The sequence below is a fragment of the Shewanella sp. SM71 genome (assembly GCF_025653905.1).
Lineage (GTDB): Bacteria > Pseudomonadota > Gammaproteobacteria > Enterobacterales > Shewanellaceae > Shewanella > Shewanella oncorhynchi.
In genome coordinates this window covers 14,817-40,219 of the sequence record NZ_JAKKRW010000014.1, presented here as the reverse complement: position 1 = coordinate 40,219, position 25,403 = coordinate 14,817, and the positions used below count along the sequence as shown (strand labels likewise).

Sequence of the window (25,403 nt, the reverse complement as noted above, 5' to 3'; positions counted from 1 at the left end):
GGACTCCTTAATTCTGTAAACTATTTGGGTGCTCAGCGAGCAAGTTTTGCCGCAGGCGTTTGGCGAATAAGTTCGGAGACCAGCGCCATTAATGCTAACCAGAGGCCGAAGGTACCAGCTATTCCTAATAGCCCTTCAGGTCCCCAAGGCAGTTGATAGAGATAAGTCCCCGCGCCGTATTTAGGATCGGTTTGCGCTTGAATTAGCACTATCCAGCGAAATCCCCACGCAAGGTGAATGGCCGTGAGGCTGACGATTAGCATTGCCATATTGGGTAAGTGACGAATGGCGAGCATCAGTGCCAGCACGGCGAGTGTGACCAGTACCCAAATTGCTGCCAGTTGCCAGCTTGGGCTGGTTTCAAGCAATAATGCGGCTTCGGGGGCCGAGCCCTTATCGAATAACGCCCAGCCGATAAGGCATAGGGCGAATAGACCAAAACTCGCTCTTACCCAGAGTAATAGGCTGTCTTGGGTGCGCTGTTGGTAGCCCTTTAATAGTCGATTCAGTATCACCAAAGTGCCGCAGGCGGCGAGCAGGGCACTCATTGCCATCAAAGGTGGCAGCCAATAGGTATGCCATAGTGGCCGCGCCTCAATGGCCATGGTTTCCATGCCAGTGTAGAGGGCGATACTGCAGGCACTCAGGGCCGTGATCAGTGCGATCGGCTTGATGAATTTGTCACTGTTCCAATCACCGAATCTCAGTAATTGGCCTATTTTATTCACCCAATCTGAGTCTTGATTCGTGGTGTGCTTAGGCAGATATTGACGTAATAGCAGCCAAGCAAACACTGCGCTGGTGCCCGAGAATACGGGCAGTAAAAAGGCGCCATACCACATCCAAGAATCGGGGCGAACTTGCGCATAAAAATGCCAAGCCCGCAGCGGTTGGTGTAAATCGGCGAGTAAGGCGATAGGGGCGACTATGCCTGCGGTTAACATTAAACAGGCGCAGAGCTTCAGCAATCTGTCATCGGGTTTGGGTTGGCTAAACAAGTGTATTGTCGCTACCCATACACTGGCGTAGGCGAGCCCCATCATAAAAAAGTATTGCACTGCCCAAGGTAGCCAAGTAATGGCGATATCTGGGGTAAAGATTTCTTTAATGACCATGGTGGATCTCCTCGCCAGTATCGGTAAGTAAGGTTCTAACGGGGGCTTGGCCGCTAATCTTGTCCTCAAAAGCGCTGCTCATGCCGATGTAGAACACCCGTGGCGCAGTGTTGGCCGTCGGTTTGAGCACCTTGATATCGGTTTTGTTGGCGGCAAGCAGTTGGCTTATCTGGCTGTTGGGATTATTCAGATCGCCAATCACACGGGCTTCTCCTACGCAGGTTTCGACACAGGCAGGCAGTAATCCTGCATCTAACCTATGGGCGCAGAAGGTACATTTGTCGGCGGTATTGGTGTCGTGGTTGATAAAGCGTGCATCATAGGGGCAGGCTTGCACGCAATAGCCACAGCCAACACACCATTGATTGTTGACGACCACTATGCCGTCCTTGCGCTGGAAGGTCGCGCCCGTAGGACAAACTGGGATGCAGGGCGGGTTTTCGCAGTGATTACAAAGTCTTGGCAGCATTAAAAACGCAGGCGGAGTGGTATCTTCCTGCTGCGAGACTTCATACTGCTGCACTGTGGTGCGAAATTGCCCGAGGGGCGGTTGATTCTCGATAGTGCAAGCGACGGTACAGGCTTGGCAGCCCACACAGCGGCGCAAGTCAATTACCATACCGTAACGTTTACCCACTTGGCCTTCGCTGGCACTGTGCATTTGAGGGCTGCGCTTATCATCCTGTGCATATACTTGCACGACAGGGATGAGTGCGGCGCCAACACTGACGCAGGCCATTTTGCCGAGAAACTGACGTTTACTCTTGTCCATACAGATTTCCTTCACTACTTGCAGATGGCGAATAAACTGGCTCATAGACCTAGAGTTAAGGTTTATGGCGAGGTTTACAGGCATTCTGTAAAAGGGGAGGCGGCATAACTATAGTGGTTTTCCACATATCGGGTGTGGACTTGATCTAGCGCAACAAATATCCGTTAGAATAGCCTTCAAAATGCTAGGGTTTTATTTTTTGTTACTTGAGTTTGGCCTTTTCTTAGCTTGAGTTGGACTTGATTTTAGTGTGAGTGACTGGGGATAAAGGATTGCACTTCATGTTATTGAGGATGATGAAAACTGTGTTTCGCTTAGCTGTATCGGTCAAGTGGCCGTTATCGATTCTGAGCACTCCACATTCCGTGGCAATACCGAGAAAAAAGCCAAGGAACGCAGTGTTATTCCTATGCTTGCTGGCTTCGGTTAAGATGTTTGCTGCGGAGCCACTAAATCAAAGTGCGCATTTGGGATTAACTGACCCTGAGGTTGTTGCTCAAGTTGCTATCGAAGAGCCCAGTTATCAAGTGGTCGATGTTGGCGTGTTAGCCATCCGCGGTTATAAGGCAACCATCAACCGCTGGCAACCTTTGATGGGGTGGCTCGAAACCCAAATTCCCAACAGTTACTTTAGGTTACATCCTCTCACCCTCGATGAGCTAGCTAAGGGCGTTAAAACCCAAGGGCTCGATTTTGTGATCACAAACCCAGGGCAATCCGTGTTGCTGGCGCGGCAATATTCCCTTACTTGGTTGGCGACCCTGCGCAGTCCGTTAAATCATGGCGCGGCAATGCAAGTGGGTTCGGCGCTGGTGGTGCGCGCCGATTCGCCCTATCACACCTTAAGTGATCTCAAGGGGCGTCGGCTCGGGATCGTATCGAAAAATGCCTTTGGTGGTTACTTGACCTTAGTGTACGAAGCGCAGCTAAAGGGCATAGATTTGCCTCGCTTTGTGGGTGAGATTATTCCGCTGGGGTTCCCGCTAGATAATTTGTTGTATCAGTTAGATGATCAAAAAAGTGGTGATGATGCGGCGAAAGATAATCGACTGGATGCGGCTGTGGTGCCCGTGTGTCAGCTTGAGCAGATGCAAACGGAAGGTCTTATTAACATCGCCCATTATAGAGTGCTCGATAATCAAGCGCCTGCGGGATTTAATTGCCAAGTCTCGACTCACCTTTATCCCAACTGGTCTATGGCAAAGACTAATCGCGCCTCCCAGTCTCTGGCTAAAAGTGTGACTCAAGCTTTGCTAGCGCTGCCTGAAGATCATCTCGCCGCTAAGTCTGCTGATTCTGCGGGCTGGACCACGGCCGTGAGTCAGCTTGCGATCGATCAACTGCTTAAAGATCTCGATATGCATCCTTTGCAGGCACCATGGTGGCAAAGGGCGTGGCAGTGGATCAAGCTACATCAACAATGGGCTTGGCTTGTTTTGGGGATTTTGGTTTTACTCAATGTGTATCATTTTTGGCTTGAATACCGCTTTAGTCGCCGCGGCCGTGAGTTGATTAACACTCAGCGTCAGCTCAATGAAAACCGCGCGTTACTGGAACATGCCCAGCGTATTGCTATCGCGGGCGAGCTTGGCGCGAGTCTCTCCCATGAACTCAATCAACCTTTGGCGGCGATTGGCCATTATTGTCATGGCGCCGAAGTGCGATTACAGCGGGGGACTAGCCCTGAGGAGTTGCAATCTGTATTGGCGCTGATCCAGCAGGAAGTCACGCGCGCCGACAATATTATCAGTCGCTTACGTAATTTATTGAAGAAGCGACCTGTGTCGAAACAACCTTTGTATCTGCATGAGTTGGTCAATGATACTGTGCCGCTGCTCGCCTATGAGTTTGAGCAACATCAAATCAATCTTGCCGTGAATGTGAGCGGCGAGCCCTATTTACAGTCCCTCGATGAAGTTGGCATGCAGCAGTTGTTGCTTAACTTGCTGAAAAACGCCTTTGACGCCTGCGTTCAGCGGTTAGAGCTTGAATCCAGTGGCACCGAACAGAGCATCACGCAAAAGCCATACACACCCACGATCGATATCGATCTTCGCTATCAAGAATGTACGCTCTTGCTGACGGTCACAGATAATGGCACAGGGTTAACCGAAGAGACCAGTCTGCTGATGCAAGCATTTTATTCCACTAAATCAGAGGGGTTAGGTTTAGGCTTAGTGATTTGCCGTGATATTGCCGAGAGCCATGGTGGTACGTTTAGCCTAGAAAGCGCTATGGGTGGCGGTTGCCAAGCGCAGGTGGCTATACCGCGTAAACCTGAACCCAATGGAGCACAATAATGAGTCTTGATCTATCTGTGTATTTAATCGATGACGATGACTCAGTGCGTCGTTCTTTGCGTTTTATGCTTGAAAGTTATGGCCTTAAGATCACCGACTTTGATAGCGCCGAAGCCTTTTTTACCACAGTTGACTTAACACTACCGGGTTGTGCGCTGGTCGATGTGCGTATGCCGGGTTTGAGTGGTCAGCAGTTGCATCTTGAATTAGTGGCAAAAAATAGTCCGCTAGCGGTGATTTATCTCACGGGTCATGGCGATGTGCCAATGGCGGTAGATGCGCTTAAATTAGGTGCGGTGGATTTTTTCCAAAAGCCCGCCGATGGCGCTAAGTTAGCCGAGGCGGTCGTCAAAGCGTTGGAACATACCAAGGCGCATCATCAAGACAATCAGTATCTTGAGACTTATCAAGCGCTCACGCCAAGGGAGCGGGAAATACTCAACCTGATTGCCCAAGGCCTGAAGAACCAAGAGATCGCCGATAGTCTCTGTATTGCCATGCGCACGGTCGAGATCCACCGTGCCAATTTGATGAAAGGCATGCAAGTGGGATCGCTGGCGGAAATGATGCTGATCTACAGTCGGATCGCTGAACGCCTGCGTCTCGAATAAATCCGCTGGAATTTACCTTTTATCGCGCTAATTGCCGCTTTGTTAGCCGCCTATTTTGGTTAAGTTGTCGTATCATTGGCCGTTTGATTTGAGCCTAGCTATAGGGTTATGTTTTTGCTGAGCAATGGGCTGAGATGTGAGCTAAGGCATTAGTGCATCGCCGCTTAATTGCCAATACACTGTGATTGCCTTATTTTAGGGGCACTATTTTAGGCCACGATTTTTAACATCACTTTTTAGTCACTTTTTTAAAGTGTTTATTTACAGTGACGATTTTAATGTCAGTGGCCCTCTTGGATTGTTTTCTCTTATTTGTGTAGAAGCTTCTGCAGCTTAGATAAGACTCTCCTGTTTGCATAAGGAATGAAATGGCAAGCTTGATTCGTATTGTGCTGATTGATACGCACCTTCCGGGCGTGGTGGAACTCGCCCTTAATGGTCATACCAACATTTGTGGTACTAACGCCTCGGGTAAAACGACATTACAACGTCTAGTCCCTGTTTTTTATGGCGAATACCCAAGCCGAGTGGTGCCTTCGACCCGCGACAGTTTCGAGCGTTGGTATTTGCCACACGATTCAAGCTACATCATTTACGAATATCAAAAGGCCGATGGCTTACTGTATCAAGCCGTGTTGGCCTCGGCGGGCGATGGTAAGGGCGTTAACTATCGCTTTATCGCCAAAGGTTTTGAGCTAAGCGATTATATTAAATCGCAAAATGGCGACACTATTCTGTGCCACACCATGGCGGAATTAGGCCGTGATTTAAAACGTGCCGGCATCGCGACCACTAATTTGCTTAATACCCGTGAATATCGCGCCATTATTCAAAACGATCGCACCCTATTAAGCACGGGCAGCAACCGCAGCGAACTACGCGGTTATGCACGCCAATTTGCCCTGTGTGAGGGGGAGCATTCCCTGCGCCACATCGAAAAACTCGCTAAAGCGGTGCACTCCAAAGAAGGCAAGATGGAGACTGTCAAATCCATGATTGCCGCCATTTTAGAGGAGGACGGGGTTAATCCGCCTAGCTCACGCTTAAACCCACAGCGCGTTGAGGCGTGGATCCGTGAGAGCCAACTTATCCAAGGCTTTGAAGTCATTCGCCCTGAGTTTGAAAAACTCGAGCAAGAATTTAACCAACTGCTCAGCGCCGAACTGCGTTTATCGAGTCTGTCTCGCGGTTATCGCAACGATGAAACCTTAGAAGCCGATCGCCAAGATATTCAGCAAACCTTATCTAAGGAACTGAATTTAAAACTCAGATTGCTTGATGATGAATGGAAAGAGCAGCGCGATGAGCTCAATCTCGATTTATCGGCAGCTAAGGGCGATGTGGCAAAGTGCGAGTATGAGCTCGATGCGATTGAAGATCAGCATGCTGCCTTTTTAGATGCGAACATAGAGCAAGCCAAGGCCGATCTTGAGATGCTGCCGAACTGGCGCACCGATGTTGAAAATCTAAGTGAACGCCATAAGCTGCAAACCGAGAAGCACCAAGACATTGAGGCGGCGTACAATGCCCGTCGCAGTAAGATTGGCGAGCAGTTAAACCGCGAGCTTGAAGGTTTGCATGCCGACCAAGACAAGCAGCGTGAAGCCCGCGATAAACAACGTGAAGTGGCGCGCACCGATATCGACGCCCTAGAGCTGCAATGGCGCAACCAAATGGATGCGGGCAAGGCTAGCTTTAGCGAGCAGGAATACCAATTCAAACTCACTGCCGCCGAGCTTAAATTGCGTGTTGATGGCGTGACTTACACCGAAGAAGAAAAGCTGAGTCTCGCGATTTTCGACGAACGTATTCACCGCGCCGACGAAGAACAAGAAAGCTGCAATGCCAAGGTTGAACGCTTAAGCAGCGATGAACGCAAGCTCAGAGCCAAACGTGACCAAGCCAACGAAGCCTTGCGTATCGCTACCTTAAGGGTGAATGAGCGTCAAACTGCGCTGGATGAACTGCACCACATGCTGTTCCCGCAATCCCACACCCTATTGGAGTTTCTGCGTAAAGAATCCCAAGGCTGGGAGCAAAGTTTAGGGAAAGTGATCGCGCCTGAACTACTGCATCGCACTGATTTACATCCAAGCTTAGTGACTGAATCGAGCGAAGCTTTCTTTGGCGTGCATTTAGATCTTAAAGCGATCGATGTGCCTGAATATGCCGCCTCCGAACAAGAGCTGCGTATTCGGTTAAGCAAAGCCGAAGAAGCCCACACTAGTGCCCAAGAAATGCAGGCCGAGGCCGAATCTCAGCTGGTGGCCATTAATGGCGAGTTGGATAATCTCAGCCGTGAACTGACTTTTGCTCGCACGGCGTACAAAAATAGCCGTGACGATCTGCGTCGCCTATTTGATGAAAAGCGCAGCGAGCAAGAGAAAATCAACAAAGCATTGAGCGAGCGCAAAGCCCATGCGGGACAAAGACTGACTCAACTCGATGGTGAGCTAAAACAACTTAAACATCAGCACGAACTCTGGCTCGAAGATCAAAAAGAGCAAGCGCTCGAAGCGCGCATGGAAAAGAATGCCTATTGGCAGGAAGTCATCGGCGCGCTCGACAACCAACTCGGCCAAATTAAAGCGACTATTAAAGGACGCCGCGAAAGCGCCAAAATCGAGCAGAAAGCCTGCGAGACTTGGTACAAAAACGAGCTTAAATCCCGCGGTGTGGATGAGGATAATATCCTCAAACTCAAGCAACAAATTCGTGAGTTAGAAACCAAAATCAGCCGCGCCGAGCAGCGTCGCAGCGACGTACTGCGCTTTGACGATTGGTATCAACACACTTGGCTTGCGCGCAAACCTAAACTGCAAACTCAGCTTAGCGATGTGAAGCGTGCGGTATCGGAAATCGATCAACAGCTTAAGGCGAAAACTCAGGATGTTAAGACTCGCCGTCAACAACTTGAAACCGAGCGTAAAGCGTCCGATGCGGCGCAGGTTGAAGCTTCTGAAAACTTAACTAAGTTACGTGCCGTAATGCGTAAACTCGCCGAGCTTAAGTTACCGACCAATAACGAAGAAGCCCAAGGCAGCCTAGGCGAGCGTCTGCGCCAAGGTGAAGATTTGCTGCTAAAACGCGATTACTTGATGGGATCAGTGAAGCAATATGTGGAGCATTTCGATTCAGTGATCGCCAGCAAGTCAGGTTCGGGCCTTGCCGAAACCTGGGAGCGTGCCCGCGAAGAATCGAGCTTTATCAACGACAAAGGCATTCGTCTGCTGGATTACCGTAAGTTAGTGCCACAGCTTGAGCAATTGCTGAACGTAATAGTGCCGCAATCGATTACCGCGCTGCGTGAGCAGGGGCGGATTTTTGGTGTCGACTTAACCGCCTTCTACGATGTGTTAGCCGATATCGACCGCCGCATTGCCTCCCAAAGTGCGCGTATTACCCGCGAAGTGGGCGAAGAGTTATTCCTCGATGGCGTGTCTGAATCGGCTGTGCGTATTCGCTCGCGCATCAGTGAGTTAGAGTTCTGGCCTGAGCTTGAGCAGTTCGTCAAAGCCTTTAAACATTGGAAAGCCGATGGCTTTAATGGTTTGCCCGATGAGGATTACACCAACAGCATGCGCCGCGCCTTAGACATTATCGGCCGCGCCGCATTAACGGGGGGCATCTCTAAGTTGCTGGAAATCGAGCTGCGCCTCAAAGAAGGTAACAGCGACTTAATCATCCGCACCGATAGACAGCTTAACGAATCCTCAAGCCACGGTATGGCGTATCTGATTTTATGTAAGTTCTTGTTGGCATTCACGCGCTTGCTGCGTGGACGCGCCGATGTGACCATTCACTGGCCAATTGATGAGTTGGGCACTTTGCACCATACCAACGTGAAGAAGATTTTCGACGCCTGCGAAAACAATAATATTTGTGTGCTGGGCGCCTTCCCGAACCCTGAGTCTGAGGTGCTGAACTTGTTCGCCAACCGTTACATTATCAACAAACAAACTAAGAAGTTGCAGGTGGTGAAGCCTAAGGTCAACCCAATTGCCGACATGTTGAATAAGCGTTTGTCGAAGGAGGCCATCTAATGAGTGATGCAACCCAAACCGTATTAGTTGGCACTGGCGCTTTGATTGAGCTGTTACTCAAGGGCGAGTTTATTTGCCGCACCACCAATGAAGAAGGCTGGCGCGCCCTTAAAAATAGCAGCACCCGCGAGCGGGTTGAAGCCTACTTAAACCAGATCAACCGTACCGTGGCGTCTGCCGCCGAAGGTGATGTGTTCTTCTGCGGTTATTTGCAGCTCGGCGATAGCGAGCGCAAAGTGATTTCATCGCAGTTTAAAGATATCTGTCAGGCATTGATCCCGCTGGTGGAATGGTTGGTATTAGTGCAAGAAGCCAGTGGCCAAGATGCGCCGCTGAGCGAAGGTGCGCCCGTGCGTTTGACCGAGCTGCAAAGCCGTATCGAAGACACGCCGGCGTTCCGTGAGCAGTTAGCCAAACTCAGCCAATATCGTCTATTTGGCTCGACCAGTACCAACAGCGATGCGCAAATCAAATTAGTCTTCAAACGCTTAGTCGAACTCGGCTATTTAGTACGACCCAATGCGGAGAAGCAAATTTATATCGCCACGGGCAAGCTGGATTATCTGTATGAAGTTATTCGTTTTATCGACGAAACTGAAGGTTTAAGTCTAGAAGCGCAGGCGGAAACAGCGACCCAGCGGGACTTAATATAATGTTGGCACTGTTAAACCTAGGTAAAAGTTGCGACCAAGGAGGCCATGATGAGCAGTAACTTACATCAGGCGGGGGTTAAGCTGCTCAAGCAGTTAGGTCGCCATGCTGACATCATTATGGACACCTATTTGGCGGGCTCTCTTAACGAGGATGCGCACGATCCAAGCGTGGTCGAAAAGCTTAAACAGGCAGGGATTTTATGGCGGCCAGAGCCAGATCAGGAGCTGCGGCTTAAGCGTTCTGTGCGTGCCTTACTCGAAGAAGGCTTAAGTGATGAGCGCAATCGCCAAATCGACTCTAATGTCGGTTCGGCCTTAGCCACGATTAAAACCTTGGCCGACCACTATAAAGAGGCGCGTCATAGCTCAGATTACAGCGCGGCCGAGGCCTACTTGTCGGATTTGAGCGAGCATGTTTATAGTTTTGCCGACAGTCTGCGTTATTCGATCCGTGTGCTCTGGGGCCGCATTAATAACGAGTTCGGTTACGTTGGTACGATCAACGCTAAGATCCGCGAAAACGAATTAGCTCAAAGCCAAGTGTCTGAATTGCTTAATGGCTTAGAGATGTTCCAGTTTAGTGAGCTAGGCGAAATCGCTGGCGATATACGTGAACTGCGCAAACTCTTAGTGACGACTTTGCAGGAAACCATGAGCGACTGCGCCCAGGAACTGAGCGTAGTGCAGGGGCGTTTACTCGAACTCTTAGGCCGCTTCAGACAAATCCGTGGGCGTACCCGTTTGCTCAAGGGCTGGTTGCTCTACACAGACTTGCATCCGGATTATCGTCCTGCGGACCATGTGTCCCACAAGGAAATCCCGAGTCTATTCAATCGCGCCGAAATCTTGCTCGCCCCTGCATCGGTAGATGTGCACAACGCCAGCCAAGAGTTGGAGTTGATGGGGATAGTCGCGCATATCAAGGCCATCAGCCGCCATCCTGTGATTGCGGCGGTGCGTGAGCATGATGTGTCCGTTTCTATCACCCAAAGTGAAGACTTCGATGTGCCGGATAATCCACTCAAACAAGCGGTGGATGAGTATTTCGTCGATGTAATTGAGTCTGGCCTGCGTCAATCTGCGCTGGAATATCTGGCGGATAAGGCTTTGCCTTGGGACGCTGAAAGCTGGATTTATCAAGTGATTGGTGGCTACGAAGGTCTGCCCGATGAACACAAAGCTTACTTTGAGCTTGAGCCTTTGGGTGAACCGCATCCTATCTATAGCGGCAACTTTATTATTCGCGATGTGGAATTATGGCTCGCCTAGGCCAGCAAAAATTACAACTGTTGGAGAACGTTTTTATTAAGCGTTCTCCCAAGGTTAAGCTCACGGCTAACTGGCGTGCGATTTATCGCGAGTTAGAAGTGGGTGAGTTAGACGGATCCGAAAAGTATCTGTGTTTTGCGCCCAAAGATTTTGAACTGCTAAGGCAAAGCGTGTTGGCGTTAATGGGGCTTGATTTAAGGCAGCTTGATTTTAATGTCGATCGCATGGCGATGTCCGCCAAAAGTCACGATGAAAAGCTCGCTAAGATCCGTCCCGAAGCCGAATACGTTTTGATGAAGTATCTGGGTTTCGAATTTTCACCAACTGGGATTTCAACACGCACATCACTGCGTATTCCTTTGGATGAAGCACAAAAGCATTGCCATGAACTCAATGTCGCAGCCATCCTAGTGGTTGAAAACTTAGATGTATTTGATGTTATCCATCAAGCGCGTTTACCTGAGAATTTAACCCATGTGATGGTTATCTACCGTGGTAGCGGTCATCATTCCCCGATTGGCGTGCGGCATTTTTTGCAAGCGATGGCAGATAAATTGCCGATCATTGCCTTTACCGACTTAGATCCCGCAGGGTTACAAATCGCCCATACCTTAATGGGCGTGACTCATTGGCTTGTGCCACAACTTGCGCTGACAGCACCTGCTGAGTTATTGGCAATAGCACAAATTAATTCTACTGATGATTTCGACAAGCAAGCGAAACAGGCTAAGTATTTGCAAAATACCGAGTTAAAGCATTGGCAAAAATTAGCCGTTTGGCTAAATCAACACTGTATTAGTATCAAACAGCAGCACCTGCTGCATCATCGGCTTGAGCTAGTACTACTGGCATACAGTTAACCTTTATCCTTCTCCATATCTCTGTAAAATGCGATATAAGTGGTTTTAAATGCTAATTAAAGTATTTATTCAGTTTTTAAATCTAGAGTTATCCCAATAAAATCCGTTAATCGTGATTTTTTTGTTTTAATTCTGTTATTATTTTGATTTTAAAATAAAGTGGTCAACTGGTTGTTTATTATTCAGTTGTTTTTATTTTATTTAAAATCATATTGATATAAGTTTTTTGTGATGTGTTTTGCTTAATTTGAAATTAAATAAGTAAATTTATTCATTGAATTAACGGCTAGCATGTTTCACTATCCCCGCCTGAGCCAAAAATGGATTGGCAATTGTGCTCATCATGGAAGATGAATAACAAATAAATGACCTTTCTGGGGAAACCACAAGCATGATGAAATCACTTTCGACGCGGATCTTTATTGGTCTGTTTGCCGGCCTTATTTTCGGCACAATAGTGCAATACTTCTTAAACGATATCGGTTTTTTCTCGGGTAATTTAGTCGAGCTTGCCGGTGGCGTTGGCACTATGTTCGTCAATATGATCATGATGTTGGTTGTGCCACTCGTGTTCGTGAGTATCGTTTGCGGTGTCTGTGAGCTGCAAGATCTCAAAAGCTTTGGTCGTTTGGGCGGTAAGACCTTCGGTTTTTATATCATCAATACTGTCGTCGCAATCGCGACCGCATTATTAGTGGTGCTGCTACTCGAACCCGGTAAAGGTGTAGATATGAGCAGCACGGATGGCGTAGCGATTACAGCAACTGAATTGCCAAGCCTGATGGCGCTGGTGATCGACATAGTCCCGCGTAATCCTGTGACGGCTTTTATGTCGGGCAATATGCTGCAAGTGATCTTCATGGCTTTATTGCTGGGCGGCGTCATTAAGTCCCTTGGTGAGCATGTTGCGGGTGCTGTCCAAGGTTTTCAAACCGCCAATATAATCATGATGAAATTGATTTCTGTGGTGATGAGTCTTGCGCCCTATGGTGTATTTGCCTTGATGTTTAAACTCGGCGCGACCTTAGATGCCGGTGTGTTTATGAGTGTAGTTGAGTATATGGTGCTGATCCTCGCGCTGTTGCTACTGTGGATTTTTGTGGTTTATCCTATGGCAGTGGGGATATTTACCCCAATTTCAGCCAAAACCTTCCGCGAGAAGACCCAAGAGCAAGTGCTGTTTTCACTCTCGACCGCAAGCTCAAATGCGACGATTCCCGTGACCATGCGTACTTTAACGGACAAGTTAGGCGTGAACCGCGCTGTTGCTGGTTTTGGCGTACCGCTGGGGGCGACCATGAACATGGGCGGTGTGGCGATTTATATCACTATTGCGATTTTCTTTGTCGCCAACGCCTTTGGCATGCCCATTACCACTGAGCAATTGCCTTCGCTGTTATTTAGTGTCTTCCTATTATCTGTCGGTGCGGGCGGTGTTCCCGGTGGTGGCATGGTGATGATAGGCGTGTTAATCCATCAAATGGGATTACCGATTGAAGCCTTTGCCATAGTGGCAGCGCTGGATCGTATTATTGATATGGTGCTGACGTCCTGTAACGTGGTCGGTGATACTGCGGTGTTGACCATAGTGGATCAAACCGAGAAAGTGTATCAGCTTGAGTCAGCGAAGAGTTAATGTGCCATTAAGTCGTATTCTATAAAAACAAAAGCCACTGAAAACAGTGGCTTTTGTTTAATATTCACTATGCTGGTATTGATGTGTTGCTAGGTTAGCATCAACAATGTTAGCCCATTACTTAGTGCGAGTAATTTTATCCAGATAGCCCATGGCAAAGGCTGATAATACAAAGGTGATGTGTATTAACAGATACCACATGATTTTGTCGTTATCGATATTCTTCACATCCATAAAGATTTTCAGTAGGTGAATAGACGAAATCGCCACAATCGACGCCGCCACTTTGTTTTTCAGTGAGCCAGAATCTAATTTACCCAGCCAACTTAGCTTCTCACTGTCTTCGCCCACATCCAGCTGCGAGACAAAATTCTCGTAGCCAGAAAACATCACCATCACAATCAGGCCGCCCACGAGGGTGATATCAATCAAGGACAGGGTCACCAGCACTAAATCCACTTCAGTCATTTCAAAAATGATCGGCAGAATATGGAAGATCTCTTGGAAGAATTTAATGCCTAAGCCCAATAAAACAAAGCTGAGTCCCAAATAAATTGGCGCCATAATCCAGCGCGATGCATACATTAATTTTTCAAATATTTGTTCCATAATCCATTAAACCCTTTATCTAAAATACGGTAAAAAATCGAGTCACTAATGACTAAAACAGTAACATAATGCACTTTATGCGCGCTATTACCCAATCACAAGGGCGTGAGTTATATGCTGTTATTGTGTTTTTTTTGTAACCTCTGTAGTTATTTAACCCTATTTGGGTGTTAGTGGCGCCACATCGTTTAATTTGCTCTGCCTTTGATATGTCTGATCGTCGCTTTTTTCAACCTAATACCAAGCAAATTCAGCCATGGATGATCATTTTTCTCGGCATTTTAGGGCTTTGATGAAGGAAGTGACATTTGTCATCCTAGATTGCTGACAACTCACACTGCCGTGATGGAGATTTTACGCAGATACTTAAGTCATCTAAACAAGGAGGCTTAATCATGCAACATAAATCACTGGACCAACAATTAATCGAATATCGTCAACAACGTGCTTTAGCTATGCCTTTATCCGGCATGATTGTGTGGAGCTTATTGTTTGTATTGAGCTTTGTATTACCTCCTTCGCAGTTGGTGATGGCGGTCTTTATCGGTACTGGTTCTATTATCTACCTTGCCATGGGCATTTCGCGGCTGACGGGCGAGAATATCTCGTTTAAGAAAAGCGCTGAGCGTAATTGGTTTGAGACTGTGTTTCTCGCTGCGATGGGGATGAGTTTTTTAACCTTTAGCATCAGTATTCCCTTTTTTATGGAAAATTATCTGGCCTTGCCTTTCGCCCTTGCGGTGCAAACAGGTTTAATGTGGTTAGTCCACGGTGTTTTAGCAGCGCAAAAGGTGGCCATAGTGCATGCGATAGTGCGCACCTTAGCCTGTGTTGCAGCTTTCATGCTCTGGCCCGAGCTGAGCTTTCAAATTCAGCCTCTAATCGTGGTGTTTTGTTATGGTTTTTCAATTCCCGTGATGCAGCGCCGTTGGAAGATTCAGCAAAATCTGTGTGCTAGCAATTAGGGGGTTATCTTTGGGTTATTGTGTAGATTTTGGCTTTGCGGCCTAATGGCCGAGGTGCATCAAAGTCGTGGGGCTTCAGCCCTGACGCTTAATCAAGAGTCTAACAAGGTGATCTCGCCCTAGATCGATTTGTATGTCTGCCAGCGCACAGAGCTCAAACTGGCGTTATTGCATTATGGTTATTACCCTGCACTTTTTGCAGTGTGAAGGAGCTTATAATGCAAACCATGAAACTTACGTTCGTTACCGCTGGTGTTGTACTCGTTGGTAGTTTGCTGCTTAACGGTTGTGATAGTGGCAATGTGAATACTCAAACAGGTACACCAGACTTAACTGTAACAACCGAGGATGGTACTGGTGATGATATTAAAATTGCCACAGCAGTTAATACTGCGTTGATCGCTGATCAGCAGCTACAAAATTTAGATATTCAGATAGAAACCCGCAAGGGCGATGTCACCATTTCCGGCAATGTAAATAGCCAAGCTCAGAAAGACCAAGCTGAACGGGTGACGGCAGCGACCTCTGGTGTGCACTCGGTAAATAATCGGTTGGAAGTAAAATAGCAATGTCAGTAAAGCCGCCTGTTTGATGTATTCAATTGACAGACGACAAACAGGAGCGGCAGCTCTTATCTGGCTTTAATTCACCGCTTATGCCACAAAATACCAATCCCCGCCAACCATGCTGCGGGGCGTTGGCTTCTTGATTTATAAATGTGTGAGTCCAGCTATGGTCACTCACGCTGGCCTTGCGGCTGCTGTGGCAAATTTGTGCTTTGGAGTTTGTACCTGTCGTGACTTTCTTTGCGCCACATTTCGCACTTGCTACGTAGCTTTTGGCTTTGTGGCCTTACGGCCGAGGTGAATCAAGGTCGTGGGGCTTCACCCCACACCCGACCAAGGAGGACTGCTCGTCCCATCCTCCTTGGATTCTCCAAGACGCCCCTAGCGAAGTTACATGCCATTAGATACTAGCCTTGGTCTTATGGATAAATTGCTATCGCTTCCGAAGGCAACGTCCCTGTACCTACGAAAGCTAGCCGGACATCCATGTCCGGACTCACACAATTTATTCCAACGCCCCGCGGCAACTTCGCAGGGGAGGTGAACTTCTGTGATTTAGACGTTTTTTGTTAGTACGTTAAGTGAAAGGGGCGGCTTATACCTAAAGATATTGACCCAATAGGGTTACTACTATTTCCAACAAATCTCGGCTCCATTTGCATATAAATGCAATGGACTCTGTAATTGGATAGGAGAAAGTCCATCCCTCGGTTCTAGATGCAACCCATAGCAAAGAGATTACAGCATGAGTTATAGAGAATAATATTAACGATACTAAGACTATCTTCGCATAGCTTAGTTTCTTTCGTAGGTTTTTTCGTAAAATTGTAATGGCATTAAAGGCTTCCGTACTCTTCTTCTCAAGCCTAGCCATTAAGCTTTCATATTCAGCTTTAATCGATGTTATGGATTGTAGCTCAGATATAATCATCATTGAGAAGACAACTGACACAATAAGTGCTACCAGCCCTATACCAGCATTAGCTGCTATAATTTCGTCGGGTCTGGCACTTGTACCAGATGTAGCAACAGCCTGTGTTCGGGTTGATGTTAAAAATATGGTAGCTGGTATTGCAAGTGATTTTGCTAGCGATGCACTTACCAAATCATTAATTTTAACCATATAGTCTCTATAGCGTTCTTCGTATTCCTCGCGCAATTTATCAAATAAAAACCCAACGGAGTATGCCTGATAAGCCTCGTCAAACTTAAGGCTGAAAGAACTAAAGTTTTTAAGTAGATAAACTAATTTGTCTTCAGTTTCAATGTGATATAGAAATGAATGAAGAGTGTTTTGTAAAATATGCCCCTTCTCTACCTCGTGCTGTTTATCTTTTTGGAGAAGACTCAAAAATTTTACTTGACCACTACAACTACACTGTAGCTTTCGGGGGGAATGGACGCCCCATCGGAAGCGTTAGCGATTTTTGAATAAGCATGAAGCTAGTATCTAATGCATGTAACTTCGCTAGGGTCGCCGGGGGATTTCCAAAAGGGGAATAGGCGTTTTTCCCTTTTGGTCGGGTGTGGGGGAAGCCCCACGACTTTCTCGGCCGTAAGGCCGTATAAATACTAAAAAAGCCACTGTGATCAGTGGCTTTTTAGTTTAAGCGTTAACAACGCAAGAACTAAACTTCTGGGTTTGGCTCTTCGCTGTAATCAATACCGTGGTAGCTCAGGCAAGCGTCGACTTCGTTGCTACTGCCTAGGATGACGGCAACACGTTGGTGAATTTGTGTTGGTTGAATATCTAAAATGGTTTCATAACCCGTTGAGGCTTTACCGCCAGCTTGTTCGACTAAGAAAGCCATTGGGTTGGCTTCGTACATCAAGCGCAGTTTGTACGGTTTTTTAGGATCTTTATTGTCGGTTGGGTAAGTGAAAATACCACCACGGGATAGCACGCGGTGTACATCGCCAACCATGGCCGCAATCCAGCGCATGTTGAATGATTTTTCGCGTGGGCCAATTTTACCGAGCAGTAAATCGGCAATATAGGTCTGCATTGGCGCTTCCCAAAAACGTTGGTTCGACATGTTAATGGCAAACTCTTGGGTATCTGGGCTAATGCTCATGGCGGCGTTAGTCAGTAAAAACTCATTGGTTTCTGGGTGCAAAGTAAAGAGTTGCACGCCTTGGCCTGTGGTTAATGCCAGCATGGTTGATGGACCATAAAGTACATAACCTGCGGCTAATTGTGCGCGGCCAGATTGTAAAAAGCTGGTTTCAGTCAGCTCGCCAGCAGGCGCGGGCAGGACGGAGAAAATGGTGCCGACTAACGAGTTGATATCTATATTAGATGAGCCATCTAGTGGATCGAAACACACCAGATATTGACCATTTTGGCTGACTTCAACCACATGATCTTCTTCTTCCGACGCTAAACCGCGCACTGTACCGTCAGCTTTTAAGGCATCTTTGAGCATGTCGTTGGTGATGATATCCAGTTTTTTCTGGGTTTCACCTTGGACGTTTTCTTGCTCGGTCGCGCCTAACACGCCCGCAAGTGCACCGTGGCGAACGGCATGGCTAATGGCTTTTGAGGTGTCGGCTAAGGTTAAAATTAGGTGGGAGAGGGAGTCGTTCACTGCCTGTGAGGTCAGGTACTGGGCCAGAGTCTGCATGTTATGTCCTTTAGAGGTTCAACAATGAGGTCAATTTCGTTATTTGCCGCGAATGATAACTCAGTTAGTCGACAATTTCAGCGATGTTGCTGATGCTTTTAGCGAATATTAAGGCTTTTTGGGATTATTTGGATTGAGCTTGGCGCAAGGGCCTAATTTGTATCGGCATATTGCATGCTATTTCTATTTAGGGTTTGCCTCTGGCACAATGTCGGCTTGTTTTTAATCGCTGACATCTTAGGCGATTATGTTTCCAAGGAATAATAATGATTAAAAATAGGTTAACTTGGTTTCCTGCGTGCTCACTTAAGGTGCGCGCCGTTCCCCTACTGATAGCGAGCCAAATGGCCATGATTTCGACAGCTATGTTTTCAATTACCCCAGCTTTTGCAATGGAAGGCGGCAAACTGCCACTGACGATTGAGCGAATGAATGCCTCGCCCGCATTAGCGGGCACCAGTCCTCGTGGTTTGAAACTGTCACCCGATGGTCAGCGCGTCACTTATCTTGCGGGCCGTAAAGACAATCAAAACTTTTATGATCTCTGGCAGATGGATGTAAAGACGGGCAAATCTAGCCTATTGCTCAATGCCGATAAGTTGGCAAGCAATGAATTATCCGATGAAGAAAAGGCCCGCCGCGAACGCCAACGTATTTATGGCGAAGGCATTATGGAGTACTTCTGGGCCGATGATAGCCAAGCGCTATTAATTCCGGCTGCTGGTAATCTGTATTATTTTTCATTAGTGGATAACAGAGTCAGCCAACTTCCCATTGGCGAAGGGTTTGCCACAGATGCGCGCCTATCACCCAAGGGACATTTTGTGTCTTTCGTGCGGGATCAAAATCTGTATGTGTTAGATCTGGCGACCAAAAAACTCCAAGCTATGACAACCGATGGCGGCGGGGCGATTAAGAATGCCATGGCCGAGTTTGTCGCTCAGGAGGAAATGGATCGCATGACGGGTTATTGGTGGGCGCCCGATGAATCGGCCATCGCATTTACTCGTATTGATGAGTCCGGTGTCGAGCAAGTAACCCGTAACGAAATCTATGCTGACGGTATTAAACTTACTGAGCAGCGCTATCCCTATGCCGGCAAAAACAATGTCGACATCGCCCTCGGTGTGGTCACGTTAAAAGATAAGGCTATCAATTGGGTGAAGTTGCGCGAAGATCATAGCGAAGAGAATAGTGCAGACAAGAGCAAAGATATTTACCTGCCGCGGGTCGATTGGTTGCCCGATAGCAAACATTTGTCGTTCCAGTGGCAGAGCCGCGATCAACATCAGCTAGATTTGCAACTGGTGGCGTTAGATTCACTGGCTAAGCCAAAAACCTTAGTGAAAGAACGCAGTAACGCTTGGGTGAACCTTAATAACGATCTGCACTTTTTAAAACAGCAATCGGCTTTTATTTGGGCATCTGAGCGTGACGGCTTTAATCATCTGTATCTTTTTGACTTAAAAGGCAAACTTAAAACGCAATTGACTCAGGGCGAGTGGGCTGTCGATGCGTTGGAATACATAGATGAAACCGCTGGTTGGGTATATTTCACTGGCCGCAAAGATACGCCAATCGAGAAACAACTTTATCGCGTGCCTTTAGCGGGTGGCAAGGTTGAGCGGGTAAGCAAGCAAGCGGGCATGCACGATCCTGTGTTTGCCGACAATCAAAGTGTGTATCTGGATTATTTCAATAGCTTATCTCAGCCACCGCAAATCAGTTTACACGGTGACAAGGGCCAGCAACTGGCTTGGGTTGAGCAAAATGAAGTCAAGCAAGGCCATCCTTTATATGACTATGCGGGTCTGTGGCAACTCCCTGAATTTGGTGAACTGAAAGCCGAAGATGGCCAAGTGTTACAAACCCGTTTATTCAAACCTGTGCCGTTTGATGCGAGCAAGAAATACCCTGTCGTTGTGCGGGTTTACGGTGGGCCGCACGCCCAGTTAGTGACCAACAGTTGGAGCGAGCAGGACTACTTTACCCAGTATCTTGTGCAACAAGGGTACGTAGTATTCCAATTAGATAACCGCGGCAGCGCCCACAGGGGCACAAAGTTTGAGCAAGTGATTTATCGTCACTTGGGCGAAGTTGAAGTCAAGGATCAAAAAGTGGGAGTGGACTATTTACGGAGTCTGCCATTTGTCGATGCCGATAATGTAGCAATTTACGGCCACAGCTACGGTGGTTACATGGCCTTGATGAGTCTATTTAAGGCGCCAGATTACTTTAAAGCCGCGATTTCTGGCGCACCTGTAACCGACTGGCGCTTGTATGACACCCATTATACTGAGCGTTACTTAGCCCATCCTGAGGGGAATGAAAAAGGTTATGAAGCCAGCAGTGTGTTCCCTTATGTGAAAAACTATCAAGCGGGTTTGTTGATGTATCACGGCATGGCCGATGATAACGTCTTGTTTGAAAACAGCACTCGGGTTTATAAGGCGTTGCAGGATGAGGGCAAACTGTTCCAGATGATCGATTATCCTGGATCTAAACATTCGATGCGTGGCGAGAAAGTGCGTAATCACTTATATCGCTCACTGGCCGATTTCCTCGATAGGCAGTTGAAAAACGCCAAATAGCAGGCATAAAAAAAACCAGATCCTAGGATCTGGTTTTTTGTGAATCGATTCTTATCAAACCAATTAATGCGGATGTCGCTTAGCGGGCGATTAGCCTTCTAAGTTACCGCAAAAACGATAGCCTTCACCGTGAATAGTCGCGATGATTTCTGGCGTATCTGGCAAGCTTTCGAAATGCTTACGGATACGACGGATAGTCACGTCTACAGTACGATCGTGTGGCTTAAGTTCACGGCCAGTCATTTTCATCAGTAGATCGGCACGAGTCAAAATTTTGCCTGGGTTTTCAACAAAGTGCAGCATAGCGCGGAACTCGCTACGTGGCAGTTTGTAAGATTCACCCTGTGGGCTCACTAATGAACGGCTGTTGATCTCTAAGCTCCAATCATTGAAGCGGTAGTATTCTACTGAGCTCTTTTCTTCGACTTCAGCGCCAGCGCTGTTGACACGAGTCAGAAGGTTACGAGCACGAATCGTTAATTCACGTGGGTTGAACGGCTTGGTAATATAATCGTCCGCGCCAATTTCAAGTCCAAGAATTTTGTCGACTTCGTTGTCACGACCTGTCAGGAAGATAAGACCGATGTTGTTGATTTCACGTAGTTCACGTGCCAACAATAGACCATTCTTACCTGGCAAGTTAATGTCCATAACGACCAAGTTAATTTTGTTTTCCTGCATAGCCTTATGCATTTCTGCGCCATCATTGGCCTCAGTTACCACATACCCTTCTGCCTCGAAAATACTTCTCAGCGTGTTACGGGTAACGGCTTCATCTTCAACGATCAGAATGTGCGGATTTTGCATATTATTTACCTAAATTTTAATCAGTTTATACTAACCAATAAGAGCAACTTACTTCGGGCTCTTATATTCATAAAAGCGTTGATACTTCCTTGAACTGCTTTGTGCTCAAAAGGAAAATCTTTACGGTGACATCTATATCTGGATGTAGATTAAGTGCACGTTTAAGTGTAATACGAGAAAACGTAATCAGTACCAACTTCGATAAGCAATAGTTAGAATAAGTTCCTTAACTATTGTTTTTTTTAAATGTTTAAAAGACAAATCAAATGTAGAACAGATTTTAAACAGATGCCCGGTCAGTTCACGTTACTTTAAGCGATATATGTAACAAACTGTATTGAACGATAAGCATCTTGCTCAATCTGTTTCAACTCACCAGTACGTACATTGTACTCGTTTTAGTCATTTGTTAACAAATGAAATGTTAACAAATTTTAGGTGAGCAGGGGTTTTTACCATGATATTTACTTTAGCTATTGATTAGTATAACTAATGTATTTCTTATTCCTGTGAGCCAGTTCACGCCTCTTTGGATTTTACAATCACTCTGCTACACTAGCTTGGGTTCATTTTTCGACTAGACTACCAATGGACAATACGACTCAAAATTTGTGGCAATGTTACCAAGCGCCGTTGTTTTTGCTGACTCAAGCATTATCCTGTGATTTTTCCTTTGCTGTTATTACCGCTCATAATCCCGCTTCAAAGCTTCTCTCTCCTAGCCAAAACCGTTTACTCGATCGCCAACTTCTCCGTGAAATTGAATTACTCGGTAGCCCTTATCGTGCTTTAGTGGGCGCAGCACCGGATTTATCCCACATGGAAAAAAGTTGGGCCGTGTTTATCGATAGAACGATGGCATTGCAATTGGGTAAGAAATTTAATCAATATGCGATTTATGTTGTCGAACAAGGGGATGTGAGCTTAGTGCCTTGCACCTTGGATGGACATGATGAAGTGTGTTTAGGTAAATTTAGAGATTATGTGCAGCTGGTATACGAGCTACCCGATTTGAACACTTAGTTGTTTTCAAAAGATTTTATTTAAATTGTTCATTTGTTATGAAATTAGCATTGACTTCATTAGGGGTTTATTGCTACTTTTTTCGTCCCTTTCCTAGGAAAGGAACAGAAGAGGAGCGTTAACTAGGTAGTCGGTCAGAGGAGCACAAACTCCAGCGATGACTGATGAGGGAGATTAACGCCGAGGCATAGATATGGTTGCTGCATGTTTATGTCGGTCGCTCAGGCTGAATCCTGACGATTGTCACCTGTAATTGGTGGAGAGCTTCTGGTGACGATTGCTGTTTCCCTTCTTTTGGGGTGCGTTATCATTGAGCACCAGGCTCTTCGAACGAAGTCAGTTCGGAGTGTGATCATGTTAGTTATTCAATATCTTATTCAATCTGCATTTATTTGTTGCCCTACGTGTTTCACGGAGGTGCGCTAATGTCCCTCGTTGTTGCAAAATTTGGTGGCACCTCAGTCGCCGACTATAACGCTATGAATCGCTGTGCCGATATAGTGTTAGCTAATCCTCATTGTCGTTTAGTCGTGGTCAGCGCTTCGAGCGGCGTGACGAATCTACTAGTGGAATTGACCCAAGAATCGATCAACGACGATGGCCGATTACAGCGATTAAAACAAATTGCCCAAATTCAATATGCGATTTTAGATAAGCTCGGTCGTCCTAACGATGTGGCCGCCGCATTAGATAAATTATTGAGTCGTATGTCGGTATTGAGTGAAGCGCTTGCATCACAACGCAGCAAAGCGACCATGGATGAGTTGTTGTCCCTCGGTGAGCAATGTTCTTCAGCGTTGTTTTCGGCGGTGATCCGTGAGAAAGGTGTCAACTCAAGTGCCTTTGATGTGCGCCGAGTGTTACGTACTGACAGCCACTTTGGCCGCGCCGAACCTCAGGTCGAGCAGATTGCGACTCTAGCTCGTGATTATCTACAGCCACTGTTAGCGGAACAAGTGATTGTCACGCAAGGCTTTATCGGTGCCGATGACGCCGGTCAAACGACCACGTTAGGTCGCGGCGGTAGTGATTATTCTGCTGCGTTGTTAGCCGAAGCGCTACGCGCCTCAGCGGTCGAAATTTGGACCGATGTCGCTGGGATTTATACAACCGATCCGCGCCTTGCGCCCAATGCTTTTCCGATTGCCGAGATCAGTTTCAATGAAGCCGCCGAGATGGCGACCTTTGGTGCCAAGGTATTGCATCCTGCGACTATTCTTCCTGCCGTTCGTCAGCAAATTCAAGTGTTTGTGGGTTCAAGTAAAGAGCCTGAAAAAGGCGGGACTTGGATCCGTCATCAAGTGGAAGATGCGCCCGTATTCCGTGCTGTGGCTTTGCGCCGCGATCAAACCCTGTTAAATCTTCACAGCTTGCAAATGCTGCATGCGCAGGGCTTTTTAGCGGAAACCTTTGCGACATTAGCGCGACATAAGATCAGTGTGGATTTGATTACCACATCAGAAGTGAATGTGTCTCTAACCCTCGATAAAACCGGTTCAGATTCAAGTGGTCAAGGTCTGTTGAGTGAGGCATTGCTGCAAGAATTATCACAGCATTGTCGTGTGCGAGTTGAAGATGGATTGGCCTTAGTGGCGATTATCGGTAATCGTATTGCGACGACGCCGGGTATTTGTCGCCGTGTATTTGAAGTGTTAGAACCACACAATGTTCGGATGATTTGCCAAGGTGCCAGCCCACATAATCTGTGTGTGTTAGTGGCCGAATCGGAAGCGGCGCAAGTGGTTAAATCGCTGCATCAAAATCTGTTCGAAGGCGTTTAGTATGTTGCCGACAACATCGTCTCTGCAAATCGGGGAGCTTGCCGCAGGGCAAGCACTTACTTTGCCTATCTACCATTTCAAACCGAGTGACGATAAGGCGACTGGCCCCAAAGTGTATATTCAGGCCAATGTCCACGGTGCTGAAGTTCAAGGTAATGCGGTGATTTATCAGTTGATGAAGCAGCTTGAACACTGTGACATCCGCGGCGAAATCACCTTAGTGCCATTGGCCAATCCACTCGGGATCAACCAAAAAAGTGGTGAGTTTACCCTTGGCCGATTTGATCCTATTACAGGCGCGAACTGGAATCGTGAGTATTTGAATCATGCAATCGATTTGCCGACTTGGTATGGGGAACATGCCAAGCTGAGTGATAGCGAACTGATCCAAGCCTATCGCAGTACTTTGGTTGAAGCTTGTCAGCAAAAATTGCGTCATGAATGGGGCATTACTACTGGCCATCGGCTCGCGGTTAATCTGCAGATTATGGCCCACAGCGCGGATATAGTGCTCGATCTACATACAGGTCCTAAATCCTGTAAGCACTTGTATTGTCCTGAATATGACTTAGCTGCTGCGCAGTTTTTGTCGATCCCTTATACGCTCATTATCCCCAATGCCTTTGGTGGCGCCATGGATGAGGCGGCGTTTTGTCCTTGGTGGCAATTGAGTGATTTTGCAAAATCTCAAGGGCGCGATTTAGGGGTTGCAGTGTCAGCGTTAACCTTAGAATTGGCGAGTCAAGAGCGTGTCTGTCTTGAGGATGCGTTGGTTGATGCTCAAGGGATTTTGGCGTATTTAAGCCACCGAGGCGTAATAGCTGAAACCGTTGCGCCTGCTAAAATGTCGCGCTTTGGTTGTTACCTTAAAGACTATAAAAAGTATCACGCGCCAAGTTCTGGCTTAGTGGAATACCTTGCACCTGTGGGTGAGCCATTGGCTGCGGGGCAGCCCTTAGTGAATTTGCTGCGAATGGATTTATACGGTACGGCGGATGAGCTAAAAACGGTCAGTTTGCCGCAGGACTGCGTGCCGATTTTGCACTTTGCTTCGGCGTCAGTGCACCAAGGAACTGAGCTTTATAAAGTGATGACCACTGTGTTTGAGTTGCCAACGACATAATCGCCCGCTTAGAGCATAAGCATTAGCTCATAACATTCAGCTTATAAGAATGAAC

Annotated in this window: 19 protein-coding genes and 1 riboswitch; of the genes, 13 read left to right on the top strand and 6 right to left on the bottom strand. The window is 47.1% G+C overall.

The window, feature by feature from the left end:
- Positions 1 to 32 precede the first annotated feature (32 nt).
- Positions 33 to 1,115, bottom strand: coding sequence for an NrfD/PsrC family molybdoenzyme membrane anchor subunit (gene nrfD, locus L5L97_RS14435; protein ID WP_263139748.1), 1,083 nt, complete (start codon positions 1,113 to 1,115; stop codon positions 33 to 35).
- On the bottom strand, positions 1,105 to 1,887 hold the full coding sequence (gene dsrO, locus L5L97_RS14430; protein WP_263139745.1) for a sulfate reduction electron transfer complex DsrMKJOP subunit DsrO: 783 nt from the start codon (positions 1,885 to 1,887) through the stop codon (positions 1,105 to 1,107). Before dsrO ends, nrfD begins: the two co-directional genes overlap by 11 nt.
- A gap of 281 nt (positions 1,888 to 2,168) precedes the next feature.
- Between dsrO and L5L97_RS14425 the strand changes: the two genes are divergently transcribed.
- From L5L97_RS14425 to L5L97_RS14395, 7 genes are all read left to right on the top strand, one after another.
- On the top strand, positions 2,169 to 4,187 hold the full coding sequence (locus L5L97_RS14425; protein ID WP_263139743.1) for a sensor histidine kinase: 2,019 nt from the start codon (positions 2,169 to 2,171) through the stop codon (positions 4,185 to 4,187).
- Positions 4,187 to 4,798, top strand: a complete 612-nt coding sequence (locus tag L5L97_RS14420; RefSeq protein WP_263139742.1) for a response regulator transcription factor — start codon at positions 4,187 to 4,189, stop codon at positions 4,796 to 4,798. The genes L5L97_RS14425 and L5L97_RS14420 overlap by 1 nt, the downstream gene beginning before the upstream one ends.
- A gap of 368 nt (positions 4,799 to 5,166) precedes the next feature.
- Positions 5,167 to 8,841, top strand: coding sequence for an ATP-binding protein (locus tag L5L97_RS14415; protein ID WP_263182511.1), 3,675 nt, complete (start codon positions 5,167 to 5,169; stop codon positions 8,839 to 8,841).
- Positions 8,841 to 9,494, top strand: coding sequence for a hypothetical protein (locus tag L5L97_RS14410; protein WP_006080105.1), 654 nt, complete (start codon positions 8,841 to 8,843; stop codon positions 9,492 to 9,494). The genes L5L97_RS14415 and L5L97_RS14410 overlap by 1 nt, the downstream gene beginning before the upstream one ends.
- Before the next feature lie 48 nt (positions 9,495 to 9,542).
- Positions 9,543 to 10,763: a hypothetical protein gene (locus L5L97_RS14405; RefSeq protein ID WP_011790750.1), complete on the top strand. Its 1,221-nt coding sequence runs from the start codon at positions 9,543 to 9,545 to the stop codon at positions 10,761 to 10,763.
- On the top strand, positions 10,751 to 11,623 hold the full coding sequence (locus tag L5L97_RS14400) for a hypothetical protein (RefSeq protein WP_263182509.1): 873 nt from the start codon (positions 10,751 to 10,753) through the stop codon (positions 11,621 to 11,623). Before L5L97_RS14405 ends, L5L97_RS14400 begins: the two co-directional genes overlap by 13 nt.
- A gap of 391 nt (positions 11,624 to 12,014) precedes the next feature.
- Positions 12,015 to 13,259 (top strand): dicarboxylate/amino acid:cation symporter, encoded by a 1,245-nt coding sequence (locus L5L97_RS14395; RefSeq protein WP_263182507.1) that lies wholly within the window; start codon positions 12,015 to 12,017, stop codon positions 13,257 to 13,259.
- Positions 13,260 to 13,376: 117 nt separating this feature from the next.
- On the opposite strand, the gene L5L97_RS14390 is transcribed toward L5L97_RS14395, so the two are convergent.
- The gene (locus L5L97_RS14390) at positions 13,377 to 13,868 is read right to left on the bottom strand and encodes a TIGR00645 family protein (protein WP_105250244.1); all 492 of its coding nucleotides are present in this window, start codon (positions 13,866 to 13,868) and stop codon (positions 13,377 to 13,379) included.
- A 395-nt stretch (positions 13,869 to 14,263) separates the two neighbouring features.
- Here L5L97_RS14390 and L5L97_RS14385 point away from each other — a divergent pair, with 395 nt between their 5' ends.
- Both L5L97_RS14385 and L5L97_RS14380 read left to right on the top strand, forming a co-directional pair.
- Positions 14,264 to 14,833 (top strand): DUF7010 family protein, encoded by a 570-nt coding sequence (locus L5L97_RS14385; RefSeq protein ID WP_131525496.1) that lies wholly within the window; start codon positions 14,264 to 14,266, stop codon positions 14,831 to 14,833.
- A 218-nt stretch (positions 14,834 to 15,051) separates the two neighbouring features.
- Positions 15,052 to 15,399 carry a BON domain-containing protein gene (locus L5L97_RS14380; protein ID WP_105250242.1) on the top strand — a complete coding sequence of 116 codons (348 nt, stop codon included), beginning with the start codon at positions 15,052 to 15,054 and terminating at the stop codon, positions 15,397 to 15,399.
- A gap of 601 nt (positions 15,400 to 16,000) precedes the next feature.
- On the opposite strand, the gene L5L97_RS14375 is transcribed toward L5L97_RS14380, so the two are convergent.
- Positions 16,001 to 16,750 carry a hypothetical protein gene (locus L5L97_RS14375; RefSeq protein WP_263182505.1) on the bottom strand — a complete coding sequence of 250 codons (750 nt, stop codon included), beginning with the start codon at positions 16,748 to 16,750 and terminating at the stop codon, positions 16,001 to 16,003.
- Positions 16,751 to 17,027: 277 nt separating this feature from the next.
- The gene (locus L5L97_RS14370) at positions 17,028 to 18,023 is read right to left on the bottom strand and encodes a class 1 fructose-bisphosphatase (protein ID WP_263182503.1); all 996 of its coding nucleotides are present in this window, start codon (positions 18,021 to 18,023) and stop codon (positions 17,028 to 17,030) included.
- Between the two features lie 266 nt (positions 18,024 to 18,289).
- Between L5L97_RS14370 and L5L97_RS14365 the strand changes: the two genes are divergently transcribed.
- Positions 18,290 to 20,614 (top strand): S9 family peptidase, encoded by a 2,325-nt coding sequence (locus L5L97_RS14365; RefSeq protein WP_263182501.1) that lies wholly within the window; start codon positions 18,290 to 18,292, stop codon positions 20,612 to 20,614.
- A 90-nt stretch (positions 20,615 to 20,704) separates the two neighbouring features.
- Here L5L97_RS14365 and arcA read toward each other — a convergent pair whose 3' ends face one another.
- Positions 20,705 to 21,421, bottom strand: coding sequence for a two-component system response regulator ArcA (arcA, locus tag L5L97_RS14360; RefSeq protein ID WP_006080127.1), 717 nt, complete (start codon positions 21,419 to 21,421; stop codon positions 20,705 to 20,707).
- Between the two features lie 588 nt (positions 21,422 to 22,009).
- Between arcA and L5L97_RS14355 the strand changes: the two genes are divergently transcribed.
- The 3 genes from L5L97_RS14355 to L5L97_RS14345 all read left to right on the top strand — a co-directional run bounded on the left by L5L97_RS14355 (position 22,010) and on the right by L5L97_RS14345 (position 25,348).
- On the top strand, positions 22,010 to 22,444 hold the full coding sequence (locus tag L5L97_RS14355; RefSeq protein WP_168824631.1) for a DUF3293 domain-containing protein: 435 nt from the start codon (positions 22,010 to 22,012) through the stop codon (positions 22,442 to 22,444).
- Between the two features lie 100 nt (positions 22,445 to 22,544).
- Positions 22,545 to 22,719: riboswitch (Lysine riboswitch) on the top strand.
- 150 nt (positions 22,720 to 22,869) lie between these two features.
- Positions 22,870 to 24,225, top strand: a complete 1,356-nt coding sequence (lysC, locus tag L5L97_RS14350; protein ID WP_263139718.1) for a lysine-sensitive aspartokinase 3 — start codon at positions 22,870 to 22,872, stop codon at positions 24,223 to 24,225.
- 1 nt (position 24,226) lies between these two features.
- Positions 24,227 to 25,348 (top strand): succinylglutamate desuccinylase/aspartoacylase family protein, encoded by a 1,122-nt coding sequence (locus L5L97_RS14345; protein ID WP_263182498.1) that lies wholly within the window; start codon positions 24,227 to 24,229, stop codon positions 25,346 to 25,348.
- The last annotated feature ends 55 nt before the right edge of the window (positions 25,349 to 25,403 follow it).